Genomic DNA, 23,100 nt, shown 5'->3' on the forward strand with positions numbered 1-23,100 from the left:
CTCAGATCTCGATCTCGGTGCCGATCTCGATCACCTGCCGCGCCGGCACGCAGAAATGGGCGCCGGTGCGCTCGGCGTTGTTCTGCATCACCGCGAAGACTGCCTCGCGCCAATCCGACATGCCGCGCTGGTCGGAGACGGGGATGATCGTCTCGTGGCCGACGAAGACGGTGAGATCCTCCGCGAACGCCTTCGGCAGGAGACCGGCGCCGACGGCGCAATCCAGCCCCTCGGGAATCGAGGCCGATTGCATGAAGCCGTAATGCAGCACCACCCGGCGGATGTCGGGGGTGATCTCGGTGACGCGGGCACGCTCCTCGCGCGGCACCGTCGGCGTCTCCTCGAACAAAGCGGTCACGATCAGCACGCGGGCGTGCAGCGCACCCAGGCGCTCGACGAAGCGCATCATGGGCAGCGGGATGCCCTCGGTCGCCGAGGACAGGAAGGCGGCCGAGCCCGGCAGGGTCGTCGGCGGATCGTGGCGCAGGCTCTCCAGGAAGCGCGCCTCCGGCGGGCGCAGGTCCACGCGCGCCTGTTCCAGGCAGAGCTGGCCCTTGCGCCAGGTCAGCATCAGGAAGGCGATGACGCCCGCCAGCAGCAGCGGAAACCAGCCGCCCTCGAACAGCTTCACGCTGTTGGCCGAGAGGAAGATCAGGTCGATCACGAGGAAGAAGCCGTTGACCGCGAGCACGAGGGGCAGGCCGAAGCCCCATTTGCGGGCGACGAGGCCGGCGAGCAGGGTCGTGATCGCCATCAGCAGCGACACGGCGATGCCGTAGGCCCCGGCCAGCGCATCGGAGGAGCGGAAGATCAGGACGGCCGAGAGCGTGGCGGCGGCGAGCAGCCAATTCACCAGCGGCACGTAGATCTGGCCGCTCTCATCGGAGGCGGTGTGGACGATGTGCAGCGGTGGCAGGAAGCCGAGCTGGATCGATTGCCGGGTCAGCGAGAAAACGCCCGAGATCACCGCCTGCGAGGCGATGACGGCGGCGAGCGTCGCCAGCCCGATCAGCGGGTAGTGCAGGACGCTCGGCGCGAGGCGGTAGAACGGGTTCTCGGCCGCGGACGGATCGACCAGCAGGATCGCGCCCTGCCCGAAATAGTGGACCACCAGCGCCGGCAGAACGAGGACGAACCACGCGACACGGATCGCCCGCGCGCCGAAATGGCCGAGATCGGCATACATCGCCTCGCCGCCGGTGACCGCGAGGAAGGCCGCGCCCAGCATCGTGAAGCCGACATGCAGGCCGGCATGCGCCGTGAACTCGACCGCGCGCAGCGGATTAACCGCCGCCAGGATCTGCGGCGCCTGCACGATGCCGCCGAGGCCGAGTGCGGCCAGCACGAGAAACCAGACCAGCATCACCGGCCCGAAGATCTTGCCGATGAAGGCCGCGCCCCGGCGCTGGACGAGGAACAGGCCGACGAGGATCACCAGTGTGATCGGTACGATGAAGCGGTCGAGGGCGGGCGCATCGACCCGCAGGCCCTCGACCGCCGAGAGCACCGAGATGGCCGGGGTGATCGCCCCGTCGCCGTAGAGCAGGGCGGCGCCGACGAGGCCGACCACGAGCAGTAATGCCTGCCGCGAGCCGGGTTGCGCGTGGCGGGCGCCGAGCAGCGCCAGCATCGCCACGATGCCGCCCTCGCCACGGTTGTCGGCCCGCAGGATCAGCACCGCGTATTTCAGCGAGACGACGAGGATCAGCGCCCACAGGATCAGCGAGACGGCGCCGGTCACCGCGACCGGGCTCGGATCACCGCCCGGACTCGCGGCGCGCACCGCTTCCTTGAGGGCGTAGAGCGGGCTCGTGCCGATATCGCCGTAGACGACACCGAGGGTGGCGATCAGCAGGCCCGCCCCGAGGCGGCGGCCCGGCCCGGACTCCGATCGGCTCGCTTCCGAGGGCAGGGCGGCGGGCTGGCTCACGAGTGTGCTCCGGAAAGCGGGGCCGTCAGAGCGCTTTCCGACGAAGTGGATGCCGGTTCGGCGAACGAAAGCGCGCTGAGACGAAAGATCGAGAGACGCCGGCCTGATGCCATCAGGTCGCAAACGGCTCTCGTGGCGGTTCACCTATGGAGCGAAGGATTAAAAGCCAGGGTCTTTCGTGGGCGTGCGACCGGGTCGCTCACGGCTCGCGATGCGGGGAGGCATCCGGTCCGGTCTTGTCGGGGTTCGTGCGGCCGTCGCGCAGCCGAGCGGCGGCGGCGGCGGCCTTCTCGCCGATCCGGCGGCGCAGGTCGTCGGACAGCTCGATATCAACGAGGCGCCAGCCCCAGTCGCGCAGGCGCAGGCGGATGCGGAACTGCTCGTGGCGGGGCCGGTCCGGCGGCACGGCAACCAGCACGGAGCGGAAGCCGCGCATGTCAGCGGCGAGATAGTAGCGCAGCAGCCGCTTGAGATCGGGGATGCGCAGGCCGTCGCGCCGCTCGTGCCGGCCGGCCGGTGCGGCGAGGTCGGCGCCCTGCGGCCAGCCATCGTCGAGGAGGTCGATCACGGCTTTCGGCGTCAGCGCCGATTCCATGATCGGGAGCGCGACGGCCGCTGCCGCGTCGGCGATGCGCTGCCGTTCGCGGGGATCGAGGGCGTTGCTGTCGGCCTTGACGGCCGCACTGATCTGCCGGGCGAGCGAGAGGCGCAGCGTGCGGAAGTTGACGCGCTGCTCCACCGCCGCCGCATCACCCGCCTGCACCGCCGCGGCGAAGCCGTAGAGCGACCAGAAGGGCGTCAGCGTGTAGGCGAACCAAGCCGCCACCGCGAGAAGGGGAATGAGCCACCACCGCATCGGATCAGCCGCGGATGCGCGGTTGGATCATGTCGGGTTGTCCCCGGCCCCATTGTCCCCAGCGCCATGCCAGCCCGTCAGCCCGGAGAAGGCCGCGACGACGCCTTCGTAGACCGGACGCTTGAAGGGGACGATGAGGTCCGGCAGCGCCTCCAGCCGCTCCCAGCGCCACGCCTCGAATTCGGGCTTGTGATGGCCGCCGCCGGGGGCGTCCACGTCGATCGCCGATTCATCGCCGGTGAGCCCGAAGGCGAACCATTTCTGGCGCTGGCCGCGGTAGCGGCCCTTCCAGGCCTGCTTCATCACCGCCGGCGGCAGGTCGTAGGCGAGCCAGTCGCGGGTTTCGCCGAGCAGCGTGACGGCGTCGGCCGGCACGTTGGTCTCCTCGTGGAGTTCGCGCAGGGCCGCGGCGAGGGGCTCTTCCCCCTCGTCGATCCCGCCCTGCGGCATCTGCCACGCAAGATCGCCATCGACATGCTCGGGGCCCGCCTCGCGCTTGCGCCGCCCGATGAAGACGCGGCCGTCACGATGAAACAGGGTCACGCCCACGCAGGGGCGGTAGGGCAGCGCGCTGCTCTCGGGCAGGCGTAGAAGGTCGTCGTCGGGGCGGGTCATCGCGGGCTCATGCTGGCGGCGCGACCATAGGAGGCCGAACCGGTGCGGGCAACGCCGACCTAACCCCCATCTGAGGCCGTAAAACGAGCATGGGCGCGGCCTCGGCCGCGCCCACGAATTTCTCTGTCGTTTTCGAGGTACAGTTCAGGCGGCGCGCACGTTCGCGAGGAAGCGGCCGACTTCCGCCGAGAGGTGCTCGGACTGGCGCGACAGCTCGGAAGAGGCGGCGAGCACTTCGGCTGCGGTCGCTCCCGCTTCCTCGGCGGCCTGGGCCACGCCCGTGATGTTGCTCGTCACTTCGCCCGCACCCATCGCCGCCTGGGCGACGTTGCGCACAATCTCCTGGGTCGCCGCACCCTGCTGCTCCACCGCCGCGGCGATCGAGGCCGCCACCGAACTGATCTCCTCGATGCGCCCGGTGATGCTGCCGATAGCCGAGACCGCGTGGCCGGTGGTCTCCTGAATCCGGCCGATCTGGCCGGAGATTTCCTCCGTGGCACGTGCGGTCTGGTTGGCGAGCTCCTTGACCTCGGCGGCCACCACCGCGAAGCCGCGGCCTGCCTCGCCCGCGCGGGCCGCCTCGATGGTGGCGTTGAGCGCGAGCAGGTTGGTCTGCCCCGCGATCGTGGTGATCATGGTGACGACGTCGCCGATCTTGGAGACGGCCGCGCTGAGCGCCCGGACATGGGCCGCCGTCTGCGCTGCCTCTCCCACCGCCGCCTGGGCGAGTGTCGAGGAGCCGCTGACCTGCCGGCCGATCTCCTGCACCGAGGCGCCCAGCTCCTCGGCGGCCGCCGCCACGGTGTTGACGTTGGTGGCGGCTTCCTCGGCCGCGGCGGCCACGCTGACCGACTGGCCGGCGGTCCGGGTCGCGGCACCGGTCATGCCGTGCGCCGAGGCCTGCAACTGGGCTGCAGCCGACGAGACGAGGCTGACGACGCCGCCGACCGCACCCTCGAACCGCTCCGCCATTTCGCGCATCGCCGCCTTGCGCTGTGCCTCCGCCCCGGCGCGGGCCGCGGCGCTCTCCTCTTCGAGGGTGCGCATGCGGATCAGCCCCGCCTTGAAGATCTGAACCGCGTCGGCGATCGTGCCGATCTCGGTCCGCTGGCCCTGGTGCGGGATCGTGACCGAAAGGTCGCCCGCGGCCAGCGCCTGCATCGGCCCGACCACGGAGGCGATGCCGCGGGTCACGCCGCGGGTGATCAGGACCGCGAGCAGGACCGCGAGGCCGAGCCCGAGGGCGAGGACGGCGAGGCCGATCGTGCGCACCTGCTGGAACACGGCCTCGCCCGCCGCCATCGCGCGGGCGGCACCCTCGTTGTTGAAATTGACCAGCTTCTCCAGTGAGTTCGACATCGCCCGGCGCGGCGCGAGGCCCTTCGACTCGTAGTAGGAGAAAGCGTCCGCCTTCCGGCCCTGGCGCGACAGGTCCATTACGTTGCGCCGTTCGTTCTCGAAGGTCGCGGTATCCCGCACATAGGTCTCGTAGAGCGCCCGCTCCTCGGCATTCGCGATGAGCCGTTCGTAGGCCGCCCGCTTGTCGTCGATCAGCTTGCCGAAGCGCTCGAAGTCCTTGTCCATCACGGACACCATCTGCGGGTCGGTCGCTTGCGTGTGCCGCAGCATCACGGTGTTCATCCGCGCCGCCGCCGTGTCGATCTCGCCGAGCAGGCGCACGCTGGGAAGCCAATTGCGTTCGATGTCGAGCGCTTGGTCGCGCATCGTCTGCGTTCCGACGAGGCCCAGAACCCCTAAGCTGACGAGAAGGATCGTCAGCACCGTGAATGAAGCGATGAGCTTGCTGCGAATGGGAAGTGTTTGGAGCGACACGGAGGACTCCGACAGGAACGGCGCGCGAATTTGCTGAGCGAGCGGCCGGATCCTGGCCCGGAAACACTTACCGGATCACGAATTGTTTATGCGATTTCGCGGGGAGGGATGGGATTAAAGTTGCAGTACGCTTCGTGGCGGAATGAAAACTGACATAAGCTGTTTTGGCTTCAATCTGCGCGTGTCCCATGCGCTGAGAAAGCAGGGCAGGCGTGTCGCGGCTGGCACTCGGGTGCCGGCTCAGCTCGATATCACGGCGACGAATTCCGCGGATTGGCCCGACTCCAGGCCGATCCGCTCGGGTGATCGGTTTCGGATCGCCGCCATCCCGATTCCGGCAAAGGCCGTTCGGGCGATCTCCTAGGGCGCCGCGCTCGACAGCTTCGAGACGCCGCCCGGGCGGCGCAGGATCGCGCTCACCGGCACGAGCCGGATGCCGCGTGCCTCCAGATCGCGCGACCAGCGCGACAGGCGCTCGATCGTCAACGGCGAGGCGCTGGAAGAGGCCAGCACGAGGCCCTTCTGCCGGGCCAGCGTCTCCAGGCGGGCGAGTTCCGCGTCGATCGCATCGGGCCGCGCGACGGCGTCGATCACGATCTCGGCCCGCGCGGATGGCAGCTTGGTCTTCGCCGCGACGGTCGCGACCTGGGTACCGGGCGCCGCGCCGTCATCGACGAAGCCGAGCCCGCGGGCGGACAGATCCTTCAGCACCGGTTCCAGGGCCCCGGCCTCGCTCATCAGCTTGGCGCCCATGAAGTTCACGGCGCCGACGAATCCCGGAAACCGGCTCATCGCCCAGGCGGCCCGGTCGAGGTTCTCGCCGGGGCGGGCCGAGGCCAGAAGCGTCTGCGGACCGGGATCGCTGTCGGGATAGTCGAACGGCTCCATCGGCAGTTGGAGCAGGATCTCGTGGCCGGCCTCGCGGGCGCGGGTCGCGGTCTTCTCCAGGTCGGTGCCGTAGGGCGAGAGCGCGAGGCTCACCGCGGCGGGAAGCCGGGCGATGGCGCCGAGGGTGGCCATCTCGCCTATGCCGAGACCGGAGACGAGGACGGCGATGCGCGGTCCGGTGCCGGGCTCGTCCGGGCGGGCATAGACGTCGAGCGGCCGTAGCCGCCCTTCGCCGATCCGGGGCAGGGGGCCGTGGCGCCCGCGCTCGGTCAGGCGTGCATCGGGGGCCGGTGCGAGCTTCACCTGGGCGGCGTTCGGGACGCGGATGATCACCGGCGCATCGGGGGCCGTCGAACCGTCGGGGCGGAACACGCTGACGCCGGAGGCCTGCTCGACCTCGCTGGCGGACTGGGCCGGTCCTTTCGCAGCGGGCGGTGCGGCGTCGGCGATGCGGGGGACGGAGGCCGGGGCCTCGCGGATCTCGATGAGCGCCTGCGCCCGAGGCTCGCCGCCGCGGGGATCACCGGTGAGGGCGATGCCGCCGGCCAGCAGGGCCACGACCAGCGCACCGACGCCCGCCGCCGCGCCTGCGGACGGGCGCAGGGCAAAGCGCGGACGGGCCGCCTTGTCCGCGACTCCGAGAGGCTTCGTCAGGATGTCGTCGGCCGCGTCGCTCACCCGCCGTCCTGCCTGTTGGCCCATGCTTGGACGACCGGGCGCGGCCTTCAACGAGAAACGGCCCGCAACCCCGGTCTGAACCGGTATTGCGGGCCGTCATGGTTAATCTTTCGCTAACACCGCGACGGATGCCCGCCGCGGGCCGGCCCAATCAGTTCTGCGTGGCCGGCTTCGTCACGTTGGCCGCACCCTTCTGGATGCCGTGCAGGAAATCGACCGCGGCGATGAGCTGCTTGTCCTTGGCCGGATCCGGCGGGATGTAGGCCGAGGATCCACCGCGCTCCTCGGTGTCCTTCTGCTTGAGGTGACCCTTCAGGCCGGCCTCACCCTTGGTCTCGTCCTTGCCCTTCAGATCGTCGGGCACCTCCTGCAGCACCTCCTGATCCGGCTCGATGCCCTTCGCCTGGATCGAGCGGCCGGACGGCGTGTAGTAGCGCGCGGTGGTGAGGCGCAGGGCGCCCTGGCCGCCGAGCGGGATGATCGACTGCACCGAGCCCTTGCCGAAGGAACGCGTGCCCATGATGGTCGCGCGCTTGTGATCCTGCAGGGCGCCGGCCACGATCTCGGAGGCCGAGGCCGCGCCGCCGTTCACGAGCACCACGATCGGCTTGCCCTTGGCCAGATCGCCGGCCTTGGCGGAGAAGCGCTGGGTCTCGTCCGGGTTGCGGCCACGGGTCGAGACGATCTCGCCACGGTCGAGGAAGGCGTCGGAGACCATCACCGCCTGATCGAGCAGGCCGCCGGGATTGTTGCGCAGATCGAGCACGAAGCCCTTCAGCTTGTCGCCGCCGATCTCGCCCTGGAGCTTGTCGATCGCCGTCTTGAGGCCGTCGTAGGTCTGCTCGTTGAACTGGGTCAGGCGGACATAGCCGACATCGCCGCTTTCGACCTTTGAGCGCACGGGGCGGATCTTGATGACGTCGCGCGTCAGCGAGACGTCGAGCGGCTCCTTGGCCTCCTTGCGGGAGATCTTCAGCTTCACCGTGGAGTTCACGGGGCCGCGCATCTTGTCGACGGCCTGGTTCAGGGTCAGCCCCTGGACCTGATCCTCGTCGATCTGGGTGATGATGTCGTTGGCGAGCAGGCCGGCCTTGGAGGCGGGCGTGTCGTCGATGGGCGAGACGACCTTGATCAGGCCGTCCTCCATCGTGACCTCGATGCCGAGACCACCGAACTCGCCCTTCGTCGTCGTCTGCATGTCGCGGAAGGCTTTCGCGTCCATGTAGCTCGAATGCGGATCGAGCGAGGTCAGCATGCCGTTGACGGCCGACTCGATCAGCTTCGCTTCCTCGGGCTTCTCGACGTAGTCGGTCCGCACCTTCTCGAACACGTCGCCGAACAGGCTCAGTTGCCGGTAGGTTTCCGCCGAGGCCGCGATGGCGCTCGTACCGGACAGCAGCTGGGTCTGGGTCGACAGGGCCGAGGCGCCGATGCCGAGGGCCGCGCCGAGTAACACGAGGGACACTTTGCGCATTATCCGCGAACCTTCTCGCTGGAACTTCTCGCCCACCACGGCTCCGGATCGATAGAGCCGCCGTCTTTCCTGAACTCGACGTACAGGACGGGATCAATCCGATCATCGTCCTTCTGTGACGCAGCCTGCGTCACGTTCGACGGCGTGCTTGCCGGGGTGCCGCTGCCCTCGCCCATCACGGCCACCGGTTCGCCCGCCAGTACGAACTGGCCGACCTCGACGTTGATCTGATCCATCCCCGCGAGCAACAGATAGTAGCCGTCGCCCGCATTGATGATCAAGAGACGCCCGTAGGAGCGAAAGGGTCCGGCGAAGGAAACCCATCCGTCCGCGGGCGAGGAGACCACCGCCTTCGGCCGTGCCCGCAGCGAGATGCCGCGGGTGGTACCGCCCTGGCCGTCGGGCTGGTTGAAGCCGCGCAGCAGGGGGCCGCTCACCGGCCTGGGCAGATCGCCGCGGGCCTCGGCGAACTTCACCTTCGGCGCGAGCCGCGCCGGATCGCGGGCGCCGGCCGCCGCGAACTTGTCCTGGATCGCCCGCTGCTCGCGTTCGGCGGCGGCGCGGACTTCGTCGGCGGCGCGGCGGGCGCTCGACAGCTCGCCCTCCATCCGGTCCACGAGTTCCTTGAGCGATTTGGCCTGCGTGCCGAGTTCGGCGCTCTTCCGGCGCTCGGCGGTGAGGCTGGACTCGACCTCCGCCTGGCGGCTGCGGCGGGCGGCGATCAGCGCGTCGAGGCGCTGGCGCTCGGCGGCCCAGCCCGCGAGATCTTTTTTCAGCGCCTCGCGGTCGGCGGCGATGAGGCCACGCACCCGCACCAGTTCGGTGAGGTCGCCAGCCAGCGTATCGGCCTCGCCGCGCAACTCCGGCACCACCGCGCCGAGCATCATTGAGGTGCGGATCGCCGCCAGCACGTCCTCGGGGCGCACCAGCACGGCGGGCGGCGGGCGCCGGCCCATGCGCTGGAGCGCGGCCAGGATCTCGGCGATGACCGCGCGGCGCGCCTCCAGCGATTTGCGGATCGCCGCGTCGCTGTCGGTCAGCGCGCGCAGGCGCTCCTCCAGCCGGTTCATCCGGTCCTCGGTCGCCTGGGCCTGGCGTCCGGCATCGAGCAGCGCGGTGCTGAGTTTGGTCCGGTCAGAGCCGATCGCGGCGATCTCGGCCTCCAACGCCGCCCGGCTGCCGCTGCTGGCGGCCAGCGCGTCCTCGATCTGCTTGAGGCTCTGGGCGCGCCGGTCCCGCTCCTCCTGCGTGCGCCGCATCGCCTCCGGGTCGGGCGTCGTCTGCGCGCGCACGGGCAAGGCGAGGCCGCCCGCGAGGCAGGCAAGAGCCGTCAGCACCAGAGCGGACTTGGCCGCCAGGATCGCCGCCGACCGGGAGTGGACCGCCACCTTGGATCTCATGCCTCGGGATCGCCCCGGTGATAGGGGTGCCCGGCCAGGATGGTCAGCGCCCGGTAGACCTGCTCGAGGGCGAGCACACGAACCAGGCCGTGCGGCAGTGTCGCCGCCCCGAAGGCGAGAATATGGTCGGCGCGTCCGCGCACGGTCTCGTGAAGGCCATCCGCACCTCCGACGACGAGGACGAGCGTGCTGCGCCCCGCATCGCGCCACGCCCCGATCTTGTCCGCGATGCGCTCGCTCGGCCAGTCGGAGCGACCGCGCTCGTCACAGGCGATCACCGCCGCGTCCGCCGGCACGAGAGCCAGGATCGCCGCCGCCTCCTCGGCGATGCGGTCGGCGCTCCGGCGCGCGCGCGATTCGGGAATCTCGGTCAGGTCGCAGGCGGTGACGCCCAGGCCCTTGCCGAGCGCGACCGCGCGTTCGCGGTAGCGGGCGGCGAGATCCCGCTCCGGCCCGTTCTTCAGGCGTCCGATGGCGACGACGAGCAGGCGCAAGGGGTTGAACGATCCCGGGAGCGAGGTGTTGGGGCGCGATAGCACGATCACGCCGGGGACGGGGAGCCGATCGCGCCGGAAAACGTCGCCGGCAACGCAGGCATGGCCGGCCCGAACGCCACGGTGCGACTTCGCCGGGGTGGCGGCACGGCGGCGGCGACCTACCTGCCGCCCTCACCGACGCCTCCGACCCGGAGCCGGCCTCCCGCTGCGCCTCGATCATCCGGGATCTCACGACAGGATCACGATGCACTCGCCCGCAAGCGCCGCGCCCCCGCGCCTCGACCGCAAGGCCGTGGGAGCGGTCGTGCTCGGCAACGCCCTCGAATTCTACGATTTCACGATCTACGCCTTCTTCGCCAAGTCGATCGGCGCGACCTTCTTCCCTTCGGACAGTCCGACCGACAGCCTGCTCGCCTCGCTCGCCCTGTTCGGGATCGGCTACGTCATGCGCCCGGTGGGCGGCGTGCTGATCGGCGCCTTCGCGGACCGGGCCGGGCGCAAGCCCGCGATGCTCATCACCATCGCGCTGATGGCGGTGGGCATGCTGATGCTGGCGGCCTGCCCCGGCACGGCGGTTCTCGGCGTCTGGGCACAGGTGATCGTGATCGCCGGGCGGCTGATCCAGGGGCTGGCGCTCGGCGGCGAGGTCGGACCCTCCACCGCCTTCCTGATCGAGGCGGCCCCGGCGCGGCATCGTGGCTTCGTCGCGAGTTGGCAGATCGCGAGCCAGGGCTGCGCCGCCCTGTTCGCCGGCCTGTTCGCCACCGCGCTGACCCTCGTGCTCGGCGATGCGGCCATGGCCGATTGGGGCTGGCGGCTGATGTTCGGTCTCGGCCTGCTCGTCGTGCCGGTCGGCCTCGTGATCCGCAGCCACCTGCCGGAGACGGCGGGCGAGGGGCACGACCCCGCTGCCGCCGATTCGACGGGTGCGGTGCTCGGCCGCCTGCTGCGCCAGCACGGGCGGATGCTCGGGCTGACCTTCCTCGTCATCGCGGCCTCGACCGTCTCGAACGCGGTGGGCACCAACATGCCGGTCTATGCCGGGGCGACGCTCGGGCTCTCGGAAATGGCGGCCAACGCCGTGCCGATCGCCCTGGGGCTGGCCTCCGTGATCTTTCCGCTCCTCGGCGGCTGGCTCGCCGACCGGTTCGGGCGCAAGCCGGTAATGATCTGGCCGCGCGCACTGATCCTGCTGCTCGCCGTGCCGGCCTTCCTATGGATGCTGGGCAGCCCAAGCGCGCTCAGCGTCTACGCCGTGACCTTCCTGCTCTCGGCCCTGTCCTCGATCAACGCGGCGGCGATCATCGTCGCCATCCCCGAAGCCCTGCCGCGGGCGGTGCGCAGCGCCGGGCTGTCGATCGTCTACGCGCTCTCGGTCTCGATCTTCGGCGGCAGCACGAACTACGTCGTGAACTGGCTGATCGCCGCCACCGGCGACCGGATGGCGCCAGCCTACTACCTCGCCGCCTTCAGCCTCGTCGGCACGGTCGCCGCCCTGCTGCTGCCGGAGACGCGGGGGCGGGATATCCATGTCGACACGGCGACGCGGCGGTGAATTCCGGTGGCGCGTCACCGCCGAGGAGCAGGCTGTCACGGACCGGAGCGGACCCAATCGACCCCGGGCATTCAAGGCGATCGCCAAGAACGGGCGGACCCGGCCCACGTGCCGGGCCGACAGCGGTTGCATCGCGGCGCAAACGTTCTTTTGCCCATGTCGGGCAGGCGAAGACTGACTATTTCGATGCAATGAATTTTTAGGAAAAATTAGACCAAATGCATCTCCGGGAGAGGACGCGCGGCGACGTGTTCATGGTCTGGTGTTCGGCAAGATGAGAATGAAATTCATTTACGGCCGCCGAGAGCTCCTGAGCGGTATCGTACCGAGCTATACCGACCCGGAAGCCTGCATCCGTCAGATCGGGGAGTTGCAAAAGCAGATCCCGTCGCTCTACGCGCTGCTCTCCGTCAACGCCTGCGCCCTCGCATTCACCCATTACCCACTTGCGCCGGCTTGGCTGACCGTCGGGCTCCCCGGCGCGATGATCGGCCTGTGTGTGGTGCGGGCCACGCATTGGTGGCATCTCCGGCCGCAGTCGATCTCCGGAGAAGAGGCCGTCAAACGGCTGCGCGGCACCAGCCTCCTCACCGTCCTGTTCTCGGCCCTCTTCGTCGGCTGGGCGATGAAGCTCACGTCCTATGGCGGACCGTTCGAGCAGGGTCACGTCGCGATCTTCGTCGCGATCACCGTCATCGCCTGCATCTTCTGCCTGACGCATCTGCCGGCCGCGGCGCTCGTCGTGACGATCATCGTCATGGGCAGCTTCCTGATTCACTGCTTCACGAGCGGCAACAGCGTCTTCATCGCGATCGCGCTCAACACCGCCTTCGTCACGGTGGTGATGGTGCGCATCCTCACCAACAACTTCCTGGCCTTCCTCCAACTGCTCGAGTCCAAGGCTGAAGCCCAGCGGCTCGGCGAGGAGAACCAGCGCCTGGCGCATACCGACAGCCTCACCGGGTTGCCCAATCGGCGCTATTTCTTCCAGCGCCTCGATGCGCTGATCGCGGCCTCGGCGACCGGAAACGCCGCCTTCGCCCTGGCGATCTTCGACCTCGACCGGTTCAAGCCGATCAACGACACGTTCGGCCACACTGCCGGGGACCGAGTGCTGGAGGAGACCGGGCGCCGTCTCAGCGCCTTCGCCGCGGATGGCGTGACGATCGCGCGCCTCGGCGGCGACGAGTTCGGCGTACTGATCCACGCGGCCGACCGCACGGCCGACGCGGTCGAGCTTTGCAACCGCATCTGTACGGCGCTGCACGCGCCGATTTCGCTCGGCGAGACCCAGGTCGTGCCGGGATGCTCCGGCGGCCTAGCGCTGTATCCCAGCGCCGGACGGGCCGCGGATGCGCTGTTCGACCGGGCCGATTATGCGCTCTACCATTCCAAGGAGCGTAAGCGCGGGACCACGACCCTGTTCTCGCAGGAGCATGAGGACGCGATCCGGGCCGAGCGCGCGGTGGAGGCCGCCCTCCAGAGCGCGGATCTCGCCGCCGAGATGGAGATGCACTACCAGCCGATCCTCGACACGGTGACGGACCGCATCACCACGGTCGAGGCGCTGGCGCGCTGGACGAGCCCGAAGCTCGGGCGCGTGCCGCCCGACCGCTTCATTGCCGTGGCGGAGCGTTGCGGCATGATCCACTCGGTGACCCTGCTTCTCCTGCGCAAGGCGCTCGCCGACGCGGCCCGACTCCCGGACGACATCGGATTGTCGTTCAACCTCTCCTCGCACGACCTCGCCTCGCCCGAGACGGTCATCGCGATCCTCGCCGCGGTCCGGCAGAGCGGACTCGATCCCCGGCGGATCACGCTGGAGCTGACGGAGACCGCGCTGATGCGCGACTTCGAGGGAGCGCAGAAGGCGATCACGCTCCTGCGCGCACTCGGCATCAAGATCGCGCTGGACGATTTCGGAACGGGGTATTCGAGCCTGAACTACGTCCACCGCCTGCCGCTGGACCGGATCAAGATCGACCGCGGCTTCATGGCCGATGTCGAATCCGACCTCGGGCGCAGCGTCGTGATCACGATCCTCGATCTCTGCCAGAACCTCGGCCTGGACGGCATCGCCGAGGGGATCGAGACCACGGAGCAACTGAGCGCGGTGCGCCGTCACGGCTGTCGCTACGTTCAGGGCTATCTGATCGGGGTGCCGATGCCGATGACGGACCTGCTCGGCGGCCTGCGCCGCGCGGCGGAGGCCGAGCCGGTCTCCGCCTGATCCCTCACCGCAGCCCGTCGGGCCGGTCGCCCGCGGCCCAGGCGATCGCCTGTTCCAGGCGGTCGTTGCCCCAGAACAGCTCGCCGTCCTCGGTGAGGAAGCTCGGCGCGCCGTAGATGCCGCGGGAGCGGGCCTCCTCGCCGGCCACCTTCAGGCGGCCCTTGTTGGCCTCGGAGGCCGCCGCCTTGAGGATCTGGGTGCCGTCGAGCCCGAGCGAATCGAGGATGCGCCCCACCGCCGCCGGCTCGGCGATGGAGCCGCCCTTGGCAAAGCTCGTCTCAAACACCGCCTTCGAGAACGGCACCAGCCAGTCCTGGTCCGCGCCGTAGGTCGCCACGCGCACCGCGCTGAGGGAATTCTGCGGGAAGGGGGTGGGGCGCGTGACCGGCGGCAGCCCGAGCCGCGCAGCCTCGCGATCGAGGTCGCGCCACATGTTGCGGCCCTTGGCCGGGTAGAGGTTGAAGGGCGAGTTGGTCCATCCCTGCGTCGCGAAGATCGGCCCGAGCAGGAACGGTCGCCAGCGCAGCTCGACGTCGGCCGTCCTGGCCAGCGCTTCGATGCGCATGGCAGACAGATAAGAGTAGGTCGAGGCGAACTCGTACCAGAATTCCAGGGTCGCTCGCCGCCGCATTCGTCGATTCTCCGGATCGTCTGGTCCGTCCTGCCAGTGACCCTACCACGTCTGCGGAGACGCGCCGGGGCAGGCTGGATCGCAAACGAGGCAACCGGCATCCCGCCCCGCCGGTTGCGCGCCGCGCGCCTCCGCTGTTAATCCGCCTTCACCCTGTTGCCCGAGCCCAACACCATGTCCGACGCCCTCCCGAACAAATCCGTCAAGAAGGTCGTTCTCGCCTATTCCGGCGGGCTCGACACCTCGATCATCCTCAAGTGGCTTCAGACCACCTATGGCTGCGAGGTCGTGACGTTCACCGCCGATCTCGGCCAGGGCGAGGAGCTGGAGCCGGCGCGCCGCAAGGCCGAGCTGCTCGGCATCAAGCCGGAAAACATCTTCATCGAAGACCTGCGCGAGGAATTCGTCCGCGACTACGTCTTCCCGATGTTCCGCGCCAACGCGGTCTACGAGGGCATTTATCTCCTCGGCACCTCGATCGCCCGGCCGCTGATCGCCAAGAAGCAGATCGAGATCGCCGAGCGCGTCGGCGCCGACGCGGTGTGCCACGGCGCCACCGGCAAGGGGAACGATCAGGTCCGGTTCGAACTCGGCTATTACGCGCTCAAGCCCGACGTGACGGTGATCGCGCCGTGGCGCGAGTGGGATCTGCGCTCGCGCGAGCAGCTCATCGCGTTCGCCGAGCAGCACCAGATCCCGATCGCGAAGGACAAGCGCGGCGAGAGCCCGTTCTCGGTCGATGCCAACCTCCTGCACGCCTCCTCCGAGGGCAAGGTTCTGGAAGACCCGGCGGTCGAGGTGCCGGATTACGTCTATTCGCGCACCCTCTCCCCCGAGGAAGCGCCGGATACGCCCACGATCGTCACCATCGGCTTCGAGCGGGGCGACGCGGTCTCCATCGACGGCGAGGCGCTCTCGCCCGCCACACTGCTGGCCAAGCTGAACGAGCTCGGCCACGCCAACGGCATCGGCCGGCTCGATCTGGTCGAGAACCGCTTCGTCGGCATGAAGAGCCGCGGCATGTACGAGACGCCCGGCGGCACGATCCTGCTGCCGGCCCACCGCGCCATCGAGTCGATCACGCTGGATCGCGGTGCAGCGCATCTCAAGGATCAGCTGATGCCGCAATATGCGGAGCTGATCTATAACGGCTTCTGGTTCTCGCCAGAGCGCGAGATGCTCCAGGCGCTGATCGACAAGAGCCAGGAGAAGGTGACCGGCGAGGTGCGGCTCAAGCTCTACAAGGGCGGCGTCCACGTCATCGGCCGGACCAGCCCGCACTCGCTCTACGATCAGGACCTCGTCACCTTCGAGGAGGGCGCCGTTGCCTACGATCACCGCGACGCGGCCGGCTTCATCAAGCTCAACGCCCTGCGCCTGCGCACCCTGGCGCAGCGCAAGAAGCGCGAGGGCTGAGCCTCGGCTTCAGCGCCTGTTCGCTTCGCTTCTCCGAGACGTTTCCTCATCCTGAGGTGCCGCGGAGCGGCCTCGAAGGAGGGCTCCAGGAATCGCGGCGGCCTCTGGAGGTCTCCTTCGAGGCGCCTTGCTAAGGCAAGGCGCACCTCAGGATGAGGGGGAGGGGTCGGATAACTCGCTGACGTTAGGGTCGAAGTGGATCTCAGCGATCCCCCAGAAAGGCGGGATCGTTCGAGACGAGGAGCACGCGCAGGTCGGAATCCGGGACGTAGTCGCGGGCTTCCCAGACGAAGGCGGTCGGACCCGTCTTGCGCACGCCCTGCCGGCAGAAGCTGACGAGGGCGTCCGCGCGGCCCTTGTCCACCGTCAGGGTGAAGCGGCCGATGCGCCCGGCCCAGTTGCGGGCCGTGGTCACGATGTAGGGCACCTCGAAGGCGCGGGTGTAGCCCTCGGGCTTCGCCGCCGCGAGGCGCCGGATGCCGGCCAATCCGGCCTCCCCCCTTCGCAACCGCGGCACGGCCCGACCGCTGATAGGCGGCCGGCGCAGCGATTCGCAAAGGGGGAGCGGATGCGCTCAGGCCGGCTTCCAGCCGGACGTGCCCTCGGACTGCCGGAACGGTCCCGGCCCGAGATCGCCGTACCGCAGGAAGATCTGCATCGCCGGCTGCATCTCGCGGTGCAGGCGCTCCAGGCGGGCCTCCTGTTCGTCGGTCAAGACGGCGCGGCCTTCCGCGTCCTTTTCCGGCGGCTCGCCGAGATGGGTCGCCATCTCCGCCGTGTGCCACGTCATGCCGCCGTAGGGCCGCTTCGGATCGACGCGCGGCACGTCGTACGCCTCGTCCCATTCGAGGCTGAACGCCCGCAGCAGCCGAAGGTGCGCGTCGGTGACCTCGAAGGTGATGTGCTCGGGCGTCTCGCCGGTGGCCTCGTCGCGGAACACGTCGAAGAGGTCCCCCGGCGCGAGCTTGGCGAGCGGGTTGTGGTACTGGTAGCGGCCGGGCTTCAGCGTCGCGTTCTGCAGGAACACGGCGAGCGCATCGCCCATCGCCCGGTGCTCCTCGTCCGCACCCTCGTCGTCGCCGGTGACGTTGAAGATGTCGCCGTCGCGGTCGGTGCTGCCGTAGGGCGCGTCCGGATGGATCATCGGCGCGCCGGTCTCCGCTCCGTTCCAGGCCACGACCATCCGCCGGATCAGCGCGATGCGCTCCAGCGTCAGGTCGAAGGTGTCCGTCTCGCTCATGTCGCCGGTCTGCCTCTCGCGCCCCTCGGGGCGGTCAAGGCCCCGTTGCAACGCTCAGTGGCCCAGCGCCCGCGCGGGTGCAAGCCGTGTCGCGACACTCTCAAGGGCCAACGCACGAAGCCGCGCGAGCGGTTTCGTGGCGCGAAAGCCTTGAGCCCGCGGAGGCGGGCGCCGGCGATTAAGGCCGGCCGGAACTCAGGCCGCCGGCTTCACGGTCTCGCGGGCGAGGAGGGCGTCGACCGCGTCGGGCAGGGCGTCGAAATGCTCGATGACCCAGTCGGGCGCCAGCTCGCGCATCGGCACGGGGGTGTAGCCGAAGGTCACGCCGACGACGGGGATGCCGGCCGCCTTGGCCGCGGCAACGTCGGCCTTCGAATCACCCACCATCACCGCGCGGCGGAGATCGCCCCCGGCGCGCTCGATGGTCGCGGTGATGTGGCGCGGGTCCGGCTTCGAGAAGGCGAAGGTCTCCTTGCCGACGATCGTGCAGAAGCGGTGGCCGATGCCCAGCGCGTTGAGCAGGGCCACGGCGTGCGACTCGACCTTGTTGGTGCAGATCGCGAGGCGGAAGCCCGCCGCCTCCAGCCGGTCCAGCGCCTCGACCACGCCGGGGAAGAGGTATGAATTGTCGGTGAGATGCTCGCCGTAATAGACGAGGAAATCCTGGAACAGCGTCTCCAGCCGCTCCGGCGTCAGGCTCGCACCCGCGACCGAGAAGCCACGCTGGATCAGGGCGCGGGCGCCCGCGCCGAGCAGGTCGCGGGCCTGTTCGAGGGGAAGCGGCGCTTGGCCGTCCCGAGCGAGGACGACGTTCAGGGTGCCGATGAGGTCGCCCGCGGTCTCGGCGAGGGTCCCGTCGAGATCGAACACGACGATCGGGGAGCTGTGCGCGTTCATCGGCGTCCCGGTGCGTTTCATTGTCAAGCTGGCTAGCGGTCGTCTCTCCTACGATCAACCCTAGCGGTTGATACCCGGTTAGCGCGGACACTCAGTGTTGCCTCTCTGCCCAAGCTCCGCCACGGAGCAGGTGCTTGATCGCGCCGCCGATGATTCGCCGTTTCGCTCTTTCGCAACAAGACGATGTCCCGCCCCATGCGTGTTCCTTCGCGTCGTTCTCTCTCTCGGTTGTCCACCGGCCTGCTCGTTGCGGCCCTGGCCGGACTGCCCTTGGCAGCCGAGGCTGCCGGGCCCTACGAGTTCGTGGCCGCGCCGGCGGTCGATCTGAACCGGATCTACCGGATCGACCGCGCCAACGGCGAGGTCACCTCCTGCCAGTACGGCCTGCGCGACGACAGCGTCGGCGTCACGCTGTGCTTTGCCGCCGGAGAGGGCGCCGGCCCGCAGACGCCCGGCGAGTACGGCCTGATCGCCTCGCGCCACGCCCGCGAGTCGGGGATCTACCGGGTCAACTACCGCACGGGGGAAACCAGCGCCTGCTACGTGCAGATCCGTCAGGAGCTCGTCGTCTGCACCGAGCAGGCCGGCCCGCCGCCCGCCGGCACCGCGAGCGGGGCGGGCGCCGCCGCGACCGGACCGGCCCCCGGCCGCGCCGGCCCGAGCGCCACGCCGCCGCAGGGAACGCGGCCCTGACCGCCGACGAAGCGCCGGACGCCGTTCTCGGCCCTTGGGAAGCATCCGTGCTTCTTAGCATCCGTCTTTTACGGTCGCCGGGAGGCGTGCTAGGGCCTGCCTCCCCAACCGTCCCAGATTCGCCGCCCCAGCTTCGATGGTCCGAGTGCCCCGATGAATTCGTTTCCCGAGGTCGTTTCGTGAGCGCGCCGGATCTGAAGCGGGCGGCGGCCGAGCGCGCGATCCCCCTGGTCGAGGACGGGATGCGCCTCGGCATCGGCACGGGCAGCACGGCCGCGGCCTTCATCAAGCTGCTGGGTGAGCGCGTGCGCGCGGGGCTGAAAGTGACCGGCGTGCCGACCTCGGAGGCGACCCGCATCGCCTGCGAGCGCGAGGGCATCCCGCTCGCCACCCTCGAAGACCTGCCCGAACTCGATCTCACCATCGACGGGGCCGACGAGGTCGATGGAAGCCTGCGCCTCATCAAGGGCGGCGGTGCCGCGCTGCTGCGCGAGAAGATCGTCGCGGTCGCAAGCCACCGCATGGTCGTGATTGCCGACGCCTCCAAACACGTCGAGACCCTGGGCGCCTTTCCGCTGCCGGTGGAAGTGAACCTGTTCGGCATCGGCGCCACCACCCGCGCCGTCGAGGCGGCGGTGGCGCGGGCCGGCTGCACGGGCGAGATCGTGCGCCGCCACGACGCCTCCGGTGCCCCCCTCCTCACCGATGGCGGCCACGCCATCCTCGATCTGCGGCTCGGCCGTATTCCCGATCCGGAGGCTTTGTCCGCCGGGCTCTGGGCGGTGCCCGGCGTGGTCGAGCACGGCCTGTTTCTCGGCATCGCCGACGCGGCCATCCTCGCCGCGGCCGACGGCGATGCGGCCGTCGTCAGCGTTCTCGGCCGCCTCTAACGCCCGGCCGCCGCCTTTCCCTTCTTCGGAGCTTCTCCCGCATGGTTCTCCGTCTCGCTGCCCTGGGCGGCCCCTTCCTCGCGGCCCTGCTGTCGCAGGCCGTCCTCGTTCCAGCGGCGCAGGCGCAGCAGCCGGCCGCCAAGCCTCCCGCCACCTCGCCGAAGCCGACGGTGAAGCCCGGCGCGGCCCCGCCGCCGGCCGCTGCGCCGGAGCCGGATCTCAGTGCCGCCCACCTCGCACTCGCCCGCGAGGTGATGCTGAGTTCCGGCATCGCCCGCTCCTTCGACTCGATCATCCCGACCATGGCCGAGCAGATCCGCAAGAACGCGGTGACGCGGCCCGATCTCGCCAAGGATTTGGACGAGGTGCTGAAAGGGCTCGATTCCGAGATGGAGCTGCAGAAGCAGCGGCTGATCAACATCGCCGCGCGAATCTATGCCAAGCGCCTGAACGAGGCCGAGCTGACCGACATCGTCACCTTCTTCCGCTCGCCCGCGGGCAAGCGCTACGTCGAGACCCAGCCGCAGATCCTCGATGACATGGTCGGCGCCATGCAGGATTGGACCCAGGAGGTCTCGGAATACATCATGGTCCGCACCCGCGCCGAGATGGGCAAGCGCGGCCACCAGCTCCAGTGATCGCCGGCCCTAGAGCATCATCCCGAAAGGTGGTTGCCGGCTTTCGGAAAGAAGATGATGCAGAGACAAATGCCTAGAGCATCGTCCTGGATCAGGTATCCAGGACGATGCTCTAGCGCGGCGGCGCGGCTCTACGCTGCCGGCGCCGTCGCGCTGGCGCTGGTGGCGCCGATGATGGCCCTCGCCAACCGGTCGAGCCCGCTTCTCGTCGGCGTGGCCGCGCTGCTGTTCCTGGCGGGCACCGTCGCCGAGCGCGGCAGGCGCGCCGCCTCCGACCTGATCACCCCCCTGCGCGCCCCGCTCGGCCTCGCCGCGCTGGCCTTTCTCGCTTGGTGCCTCGTCTCGCTGGCCTGGAGCCCGTTTCCCGCGCTCTGGGGCCGTGTGCTGTCCGAATTCCTGCCGACGCTCGCTGCCGCGGCGATCCTCGCCCGGCTCGCGCCCGCTCGGCTGCCGCCCTGGGCGCTGCCCCTTGGCGCTGGCCTGCTCGCCGCAGCCTGCCTTTTCATCGCGGCAAGCCTCGCCCTCGGGCTGGCGCCGCAGGCCTGGCTCGGGCAGCGCGTGGCCCTGTTCATGTTCAACCGCCCGCTGCTGACTGTGGTGCTGCTGGCCGGTCCCATCGCCGCCTTCCTCGCCCTGCGCGGCCATCGCCTCGCCGCCGTGATCCTGCTCGGGGTGGCGGCGCTGGCGATCCTGCGCTCGATCAGCGGCGCGGCCATCCTCGGGCTGCTCGCGGGCGCTGTGATGTTCGCGGTCGGGCGCTTGGCTCCCCGATCCATGGCCCTGGCGCTCGCGGCGCTGACCCTCGGGCTCGCCTTCGCCCTGGCCCCGGTCGAGGGCGACATCCTCCACCGGCTGATGCCGGAGGCGGCGCATGAGCGGCTGACGCAGTCTTCGTCTCGGGCGCGGGTCGCCATCGCCCAGAGCTTCGGCGCCGCGGTGGCTCAGGCGCCCTGGATCGGCTCCGGTTACGGCATGGGCCTGCACTTCGCCGAGGTGCCGGCGTCGCAAGCTCTCGAGCCGGAGATGCGGGCGATGCTGGCCGTCGGCCATCCGCATAACAGCTTCCTCCAGATCTGGGCCGAACTCGGCTTCGTCGGCGCGGCGCTCGCGGCTTTGGTCGCTTTCCTGGCCCTGCGGGCGGCGGCCGCCTTGCCGCGGCTCCTGTTCGCCTCGGCGCTCGGCTTGCTGGGCGCGGCGGTGGCGGTGATGTTCGTCGAGCACGGTGCGTGGCAGGGATGGTGGACGGCGGGCCTCGGGGCCGCCATCACATGGCTGCGGGGGGCGGCTTGCGCCAAGCCCCCATACGAGTCCGCACACGAGAGTGAAGACGCGCGCGCATGAGCGAGACCGAGATGAGCGAGTCCTTCGACGTCGACCTGTTCGTGATCGGCGGCGGTTCGGGCGGGGTGCGGGCGGCCCGCATCGCCGCCGGCCACGGCGCGCGGGTGATGCTGGCCGAGGAGTACCGCGTCGGCGGCACCTGCGTGATCCGCGGCTGCGTCCCGAAGAAGCTGATGGTCTATGCCGGCCGCTTCACCGACGAGTTCGAGGACGCTGCCGGCTTCGGTTGGCACCTTGAGACGCCGCGCTTCGACTGGGCCGTGCTGAAGCGCTCCCGCGACGCGGAGGTCGCGCGGCTGGAGGGCATCTACGGCCGCAACCTCGCGGGCGCCGGGGTCGAGGTCGTGGCCGACCGTGCGGTGATCGAGGACCCGCATACGGTGCGCCTCGTGCACGCGGACCGCACGGTCCGAGCCCGCTTCATCCTGATTGCGACGGGCGCCAAACCGGTGCGTGAGCCGCTGATCCCCGGTGCGGAACTCGCCATCGATTCCAACGGCGTGTTCGAGCTGGAGACCCAGCCCGAGCGCATCCTCGTGGTCGGCGGCGGCTACATCGCCGTGGAGTTCGCGGGCGTCTTCGCCAGCCTCGGCTCCAAGACCACGCTGCTCCATCGCGGAACGAGCCTGCTGCGCGGCTTCGACCCTGAGATCGCCGACGCGCTCGGCGAGGCCTATGCCAAGCGGATGGATCTGCGCCTGGGGCAGACCGTCGAGCGCCTGGAGCGCGACGGCTCGGCGATCCGCGCCACCCTGAACGGGGGCGAGAGCCTCACCGTCGATTGCGTGCTGGTGGCCACGGGCCGGCGCCCGAACGTCGCCGGGCTCGGGCTGGAACGGGTCGGGATCGACCTCGACGAACGCGGCGCAATCCCCGTCGAGGCGGATTCGCGCACCCGGGTGCCGTCGATCTACGCCGTCGGCGACGTGAACGGCCGCGCGGCGCTGACTCCGGTCGCGATCCGCGAGGGCCACGCCTTCGCCGACACGGTGTTCGGCAACAAGCCCTGGTGCGTCGATCACCGCCTGATCGCGACCGCCGTGTTCTCGACGCCGGAGATCGGCGTGATCGGCCACAACGAGGACGTGGCCCGGCGCTGCTACGGGGAGATCGACGTCTACAAGGCGAGCTTCCGCCCGATGAAGGCGACGCTCTCGGGCCGCGACGAGCGGGTGATCATGAAGATTCTGGTGGACCGGGCCAGTGACCGCGTGGTCGGCGTCCACGTGCTCGGGACGGATGCCGGCGAGATCATCCAGGCGGTCGGCATCGCCGTGACCATGGGCGCCACCAAGGCGGATTTCGATCGCACCATCGCCGTGCATCCGACGCTCGGCGAGGAGCTGGTGACGATGCGGACGCCGTTCGTGGTGAAGCATCCCGTCGGCGTGGGCTAGC

At 69.7% G+C, this 23,100-nt stretch carries 20 protein-coding genes; 8 read left to right on the forward strand and 12 right to left on the reverse strand.

Annotated features, from left to right (window positions below; translation table 11 throughout):
• Position 1: 1 nt before the first annotated feature.
• The 8 genes from MSPGM_RS11525 to rlmH all read right to left on the reverse strand — a co-directional run bounded on the left by MSPGM_RS11525 (position 2) and on the right by rlmH (position 10,168).
• Positions 2 to 1,930 carry a potassium transporter Kup gene (locus tag MSPGM_RS11525; protein ID WP_012752810.1) on the reverse strand — a complete coding sequence of 643 codons (1,929 nt, stop codon included), beginning with the start codon at positions 1,928 to 1,930 and terminating at the stop codon, positions 2 to 4.
• Positions 1,931 to 2,129: 199 nt separating this feature from the next.
• Positions 2,130 to 2,786: a DUF2939 domain-containing protein gene (locus MSPGM_RS11530; protein WP_003598754.1), complete on the reverse strand. Its 657-nt coding sequence runs from the start codon at positions 2,784 to 2,786 to the stop codon at positions 2,130 to 2,132.
• Between the two features lie 27 nt (positions 2,787 to 2,813).
• Positions 2,814 to 3,401, reverse strand: a complete 588-nt coding sequence (locus MSPGM_RS11535; RefSeq protein ID WP_003598752.1) for an RNA pyrophosphohydrolase — start codon at positions 3,399 to 3,401, stop codon at positions 2,814 to 2,816.
• 144 nt (positions 3,402 to 3,545) lie between these two features.
• Positions 3,546 to 5,234, reverse strand: coding sequence for a methyl-accepting chemotaxis protein (locus MSPGM_RS11540; protein WP_003598750.1), 1,689 nt, complete (start codon positions 5,232 to 5,234; stop codon positions 3,546 to 3,548).
• 360 nt (positions 5,235 to 5,594) lie between these two features.
• Positions 5,595 to 6,800 (reverse strand): divergent polysaccharide deacetylase family protein, encoded by a 1,206-nt coding sequence (locus tag MSPGM_RS11545; RefSeq protein ID WP_003598709.1) that lies wholly within the window; start codon positions 6,798 to 6,800, stop codon positions 5,595 to 5,597.
• 151 nt (positions 6,801 to 6,951) lie between these two features.
• Positions 6,952 to 8,274: a S41 family peptidase gene (locus MSPGM_RS11550; protein WP_003598707.1), complete on the reverse strand. Its 1,323-nt coding sequence runs from the start codon at positions 8,272 to 8,274 to the stop codon at positions 6,952 to 6,954.
• Complete coding sequence (locus MSPGM_RS11555; RefSeq protein ID WP_012752815.1) at positions 8,274 to 9,674, reverse strand: murein hydrolase activator EnvC family protein; 1,401 nt, start codon at positions 9,672 to 9,674, stop codon at positions 8,274 to 8,276. Before MSPGM_RS11555 ends, MSPGM_RS11550 begins: the two co-directional genes overlap by 1 nt.
• The gene (gene rlmH, locus MSPGM_RS11560; protein WP_003604480.1) at positions 9,671 to 10,168 is read right to left on the reverse strand and encodes a 23S rRNA (pseudouridine(1915)-N(3))-methyltransferase RlmH; all 498 of its coding nucleotides are present in this window, start codon (positions 10,166 to 10,168) and stop codon (positions 9,671 to 9,673) included. The genes MSPGM_RS11555 and rlmH overlap by 4 nt, the downstream gene beginning before the upstream one ends.
• 247 nt (positions 10,169 to 10,415) lie before the next feature.
• On the opposite strand from rlmH, the gene MSPGM_RS11565 reads away from it, so the two are divergent.
• Positions 10,416 to 11,726 (forward strand): MFS transporter, encoded by a 1,311-nt coding sequence (locus MSPGM_RS11565; RefSeq protein WP_003604479.1) that lies wholly within the window; start codon positions 10,416 to 10,418, stop codon positions 11,724 to 11,726.
• Between the two features lie 280 nt (positions 11,727 to 12,006).
• Positions 12,007 to 13,956 (forward strand): putative bifunctional diguanylate cyclase/phosphodiesterase, encoded by a 1,950-nt coding sequence (locus MSPGM_RS11570; RefSeq protein ID WP_012752816.1) that lies wholly within the window; start codon positions 12,007 to 12,009, stop codon positions 13,954 to 13,956.
• A gap of 4 nt (positions 13,957 to 13,960) precedes the next feature.
• Here the strand turns inward: MSPGM_RS11570 and MSPGM_RS11575 are convergent, their stop codons facing one another.
• Positions 13,961 to 14,587: a 2-hydroxychromene-2-carboxylate isomerase gene (locus tag MSPGM_RS11575; RefSeq protein ID WP_003604476.1), complete on the reverse strand. Its 627-nt coding sequence runs from the start codon at positions 14,585 to 14,587 to the stop codon at positions 13,961 to 13,963.
• Positions 14,588 to 14,761: 174 nt separating this feature from the next.
• On the opposite strand from MSPGM_RS11575, the gene MSPGM_RS11580 reads away from it, so the two are divergent.
• Positions 14,762 to 16,003, forward strand: coding sequence for an argininosuccinate synthase (locus MSPGM_RS11580; RefSeq protein ID WP_003604474.1), 1,242 nt, complete (start codon positions 14,762 to 14,764; stop codon positions 16,001 to 16,003).
• Between the two features lie 202 nt (positions 16,004 to 16,205).
• Here the strand turns inward: MSPGM_RS11580 and MSPGM_RS11585 are convergent, their stop codons facing one another.
• From MSPGM_RS11585 to gph, 3 genes are all read right to left on the reverse strand, one after another.
• Positions 16,206 to 16,490 (reverse strand): DUF4424 family protein, encoded by a 285-nt coding sequence (locus tag MSPGM_RS11585; protein WP_003604472.1) that lies wholly within the window; start codon positions 16,488 to 16,490, stop codon positions 16,206 to 16,208.
• Positions 16,491 to 16,577: 87 nt separating this feature from the next.
• On the reverse strand, positions 16,578 to 17,243 hold the full coding sequence (locus MSPGM_RS11590; protein WP_003604470.1) for a hypothetical protein: 666 nt from the start codon (positions 17,241 to 17,243) through the stop codon (positions 16,578 to 16,580).
• 195 nt (positions 17,244 to 17,438) lie between these two features.
• A complete protein-coding gene (gene gph / locus MSPGM_RS11595) occupies positions 17,439 to 18,140 on the reverse strand; it encodes a phosphoglycolate phosphatase (RefSeq protein ID WP_003604469.1) in 702 nt (233 codons plus the stop codon).
• Between the two features lie 195 nt (positions 18,141 to 18,335).
• On the opposite strand from gph, the gene MSPGM_RS11600 reads away from it, so the two are divergent.
• The 5 genes from MSPGM_RS11600 (at position 18,336) to gorA (ending at position 23,099) form a co-directional block, all read left to right on the forward strand.
• On the forward strand, positions 18,336 to 18,833 hold the full coding sequence (locus tag MSPGM_RS11600) for a hypothetical protein (protein WP_375541377.1): 498 nt from the start codon (positions 18,336 to 18,338) through the stop codon (positions 18,831 to 18,833).
• 179 nt (positions 18,834 to 19,012) lie between these two features.
• A complete protein-coding gene (gene rpiA / locus MSPGM_RS11605; RefSeq protein ID WP_003606187.1) occupies positions 19,013 to 19,723 on the forward strand; it encodes a ribose-5-phosphate isomerase RpiA in 711 nt (236 codons plus the stop codon).
• A 41-nt stretch (positions 19,724 to 19,764) separates the two neighbouring features.
• Positions 19,765 to 20,361 carry a DUF2059 domain-containing protein gene (locus MSPGM_RS11610; protein ID WP_003606186.1) on the forward strand — a complete coding sequence of 199 codons (597 nt, stop codon included), beginning with the start codon at positions 19,765 to 19,767 and terminating at the stop codon, positions 20,359 to 20,361.
• Between the two features lie 171 nt (positions 20,362 to 20,532).
• Positions 20,533 to 21,702 (forward strand): O-antigen ligase family protein, encoded by a 1,170-nt coding sequence (locus tag MSPGM_RS11615; RefSeq protein ID WP_003606184.1) that lies wholly within the window; start codon positions 20,533 to 20,535, stop codon positions 21,700 to 21,702.
• Entirely contained in the window at positions 21,699 to 23,099 is a 1,401-nt protein-coding gene (gene gorA / locus MSPGM_RS11620; protein ID WP_012752819.1) for a glutathione-disulfide reductase, read from the forward strand. The genes MSPGM_RS11615 and gorA overlap by 4 nt, the downstream gene beginning before the upstream one ends.
• The last annotated feature ends 1 nt before the right edge of the window (position 23,100 follow it).

The sequence above is a fragment of the Methylorubrum sp. GM97 genome (genome assembly GCF_024347855.1).
Taxonomy (GTDB): domain Bacteria; phylum Pseudomonadota; class Alphaproteobacteria; order Rhizobiales; family Beijerinckiaceae; genus Methylobacterium; species Methylobacterium extorquens.

Bases quoted from the DNA above. Each gene is read 5' to 3' on its own strand.
- MSPGM_RS11530 (WP_003598754.1), bottom strand. From the start codon at position 2,786: ATGCGGTGGTGGCTCATTCCCCTTCTCGCGGTGGCGGCTTGGTTCGCC.
- MSPGM_RS11535 (WP_003598752.1), bottom strand. From the start codon at position 3,401: ATGACCCGCCCCGACGACGACCTTCTACGCCTGCCCGAGAGCAGCGCG.
- MSPGM_RS11550 (WP_003598707.1), bottom strand. From the start codon at position 8,274: ATGCGCAAAGTGTCCCTCGTGTTACTCGGCGCGGCCCTCGGCATCGGC.
- MSPGM_RS11555 (WP_012752815.1), bottom strand. From the start codon at position 9,674: ATGAGATCCAAGGTGGCGGTCCACTCCCGGTCGGCGGCGATCCTGGCG.
- MSPGM_RS11565 (WP_003604479.1), top strand. From the start codon at position 10,416: ATGCACTCGCCCGCAAGCGCCGCGCCCCCGCGCCTCGACCGCAAGGCC.
- MSPGM_RS11570 (WP_012752816.1), top strand. From the start codon at position 12,007: ATGAAATTCATTTACGGCCGCCGAGAGCTCCTGAGCGGTATCGTACCG.
- MSPGM_RS11575 (WP_003604476.1), bottom strand. From the start codon at position 14,587: ATGCGGCGGCGAGCGACCCTGGAATTCTGGTACGAGTTCGCCTCGACC.
- MSPGM_RS11580 (WP_003604474.1), top strand. From the start codon at position 14,762: ATGTCCGACGCCCTCCCGAACAAATCCGTCAAGAAGGTCGTTCTCGCC.
- MSPGM_RS11590 (WP_003604470.1), bottom strand. From the start codon at position 17,243: ATGAGCGAGACGGACACCTTCGACCTGACGCTGGAGCGCATCGCGCTG.
- gph (WP_003604469.1), bottom strand. From the start codon at position 18,140: ATGAACGCGCACAGCTCCCCGATCGTCGTGTTCGATCTCGACGGGACC.
- MSPGM_RS11600 (WP_375541377.1), top strand. From the start codon at position 18,336: ATGCGTGTTCCTTCGCGTCGTTCTCTCTCTCGGTTGTCCACCGGCCTG.
- MSPGM_RS11610 (WP_003606186.1), top strand. From the start codon at position 19,765: ATGGTTCTCCGTCTCGCTGCCCTGGGCGGCCCCTTCCTCGCGGCCCTG.
- MSPGM_RS11615 (WP_003606184.1), top strand. From the start codon at position 20,533: ATGATGGCCCTCGCCAACCGGTCGAGCCCGCTTCTCGTCGGCGTGGCC.
- gorA (WP_012752819.1), top strand. From the start codon at position 21,699: ATGAGCGAGACCGAGATGAGCGAGTCCTTCGACGTCGACCTGTTCGTG.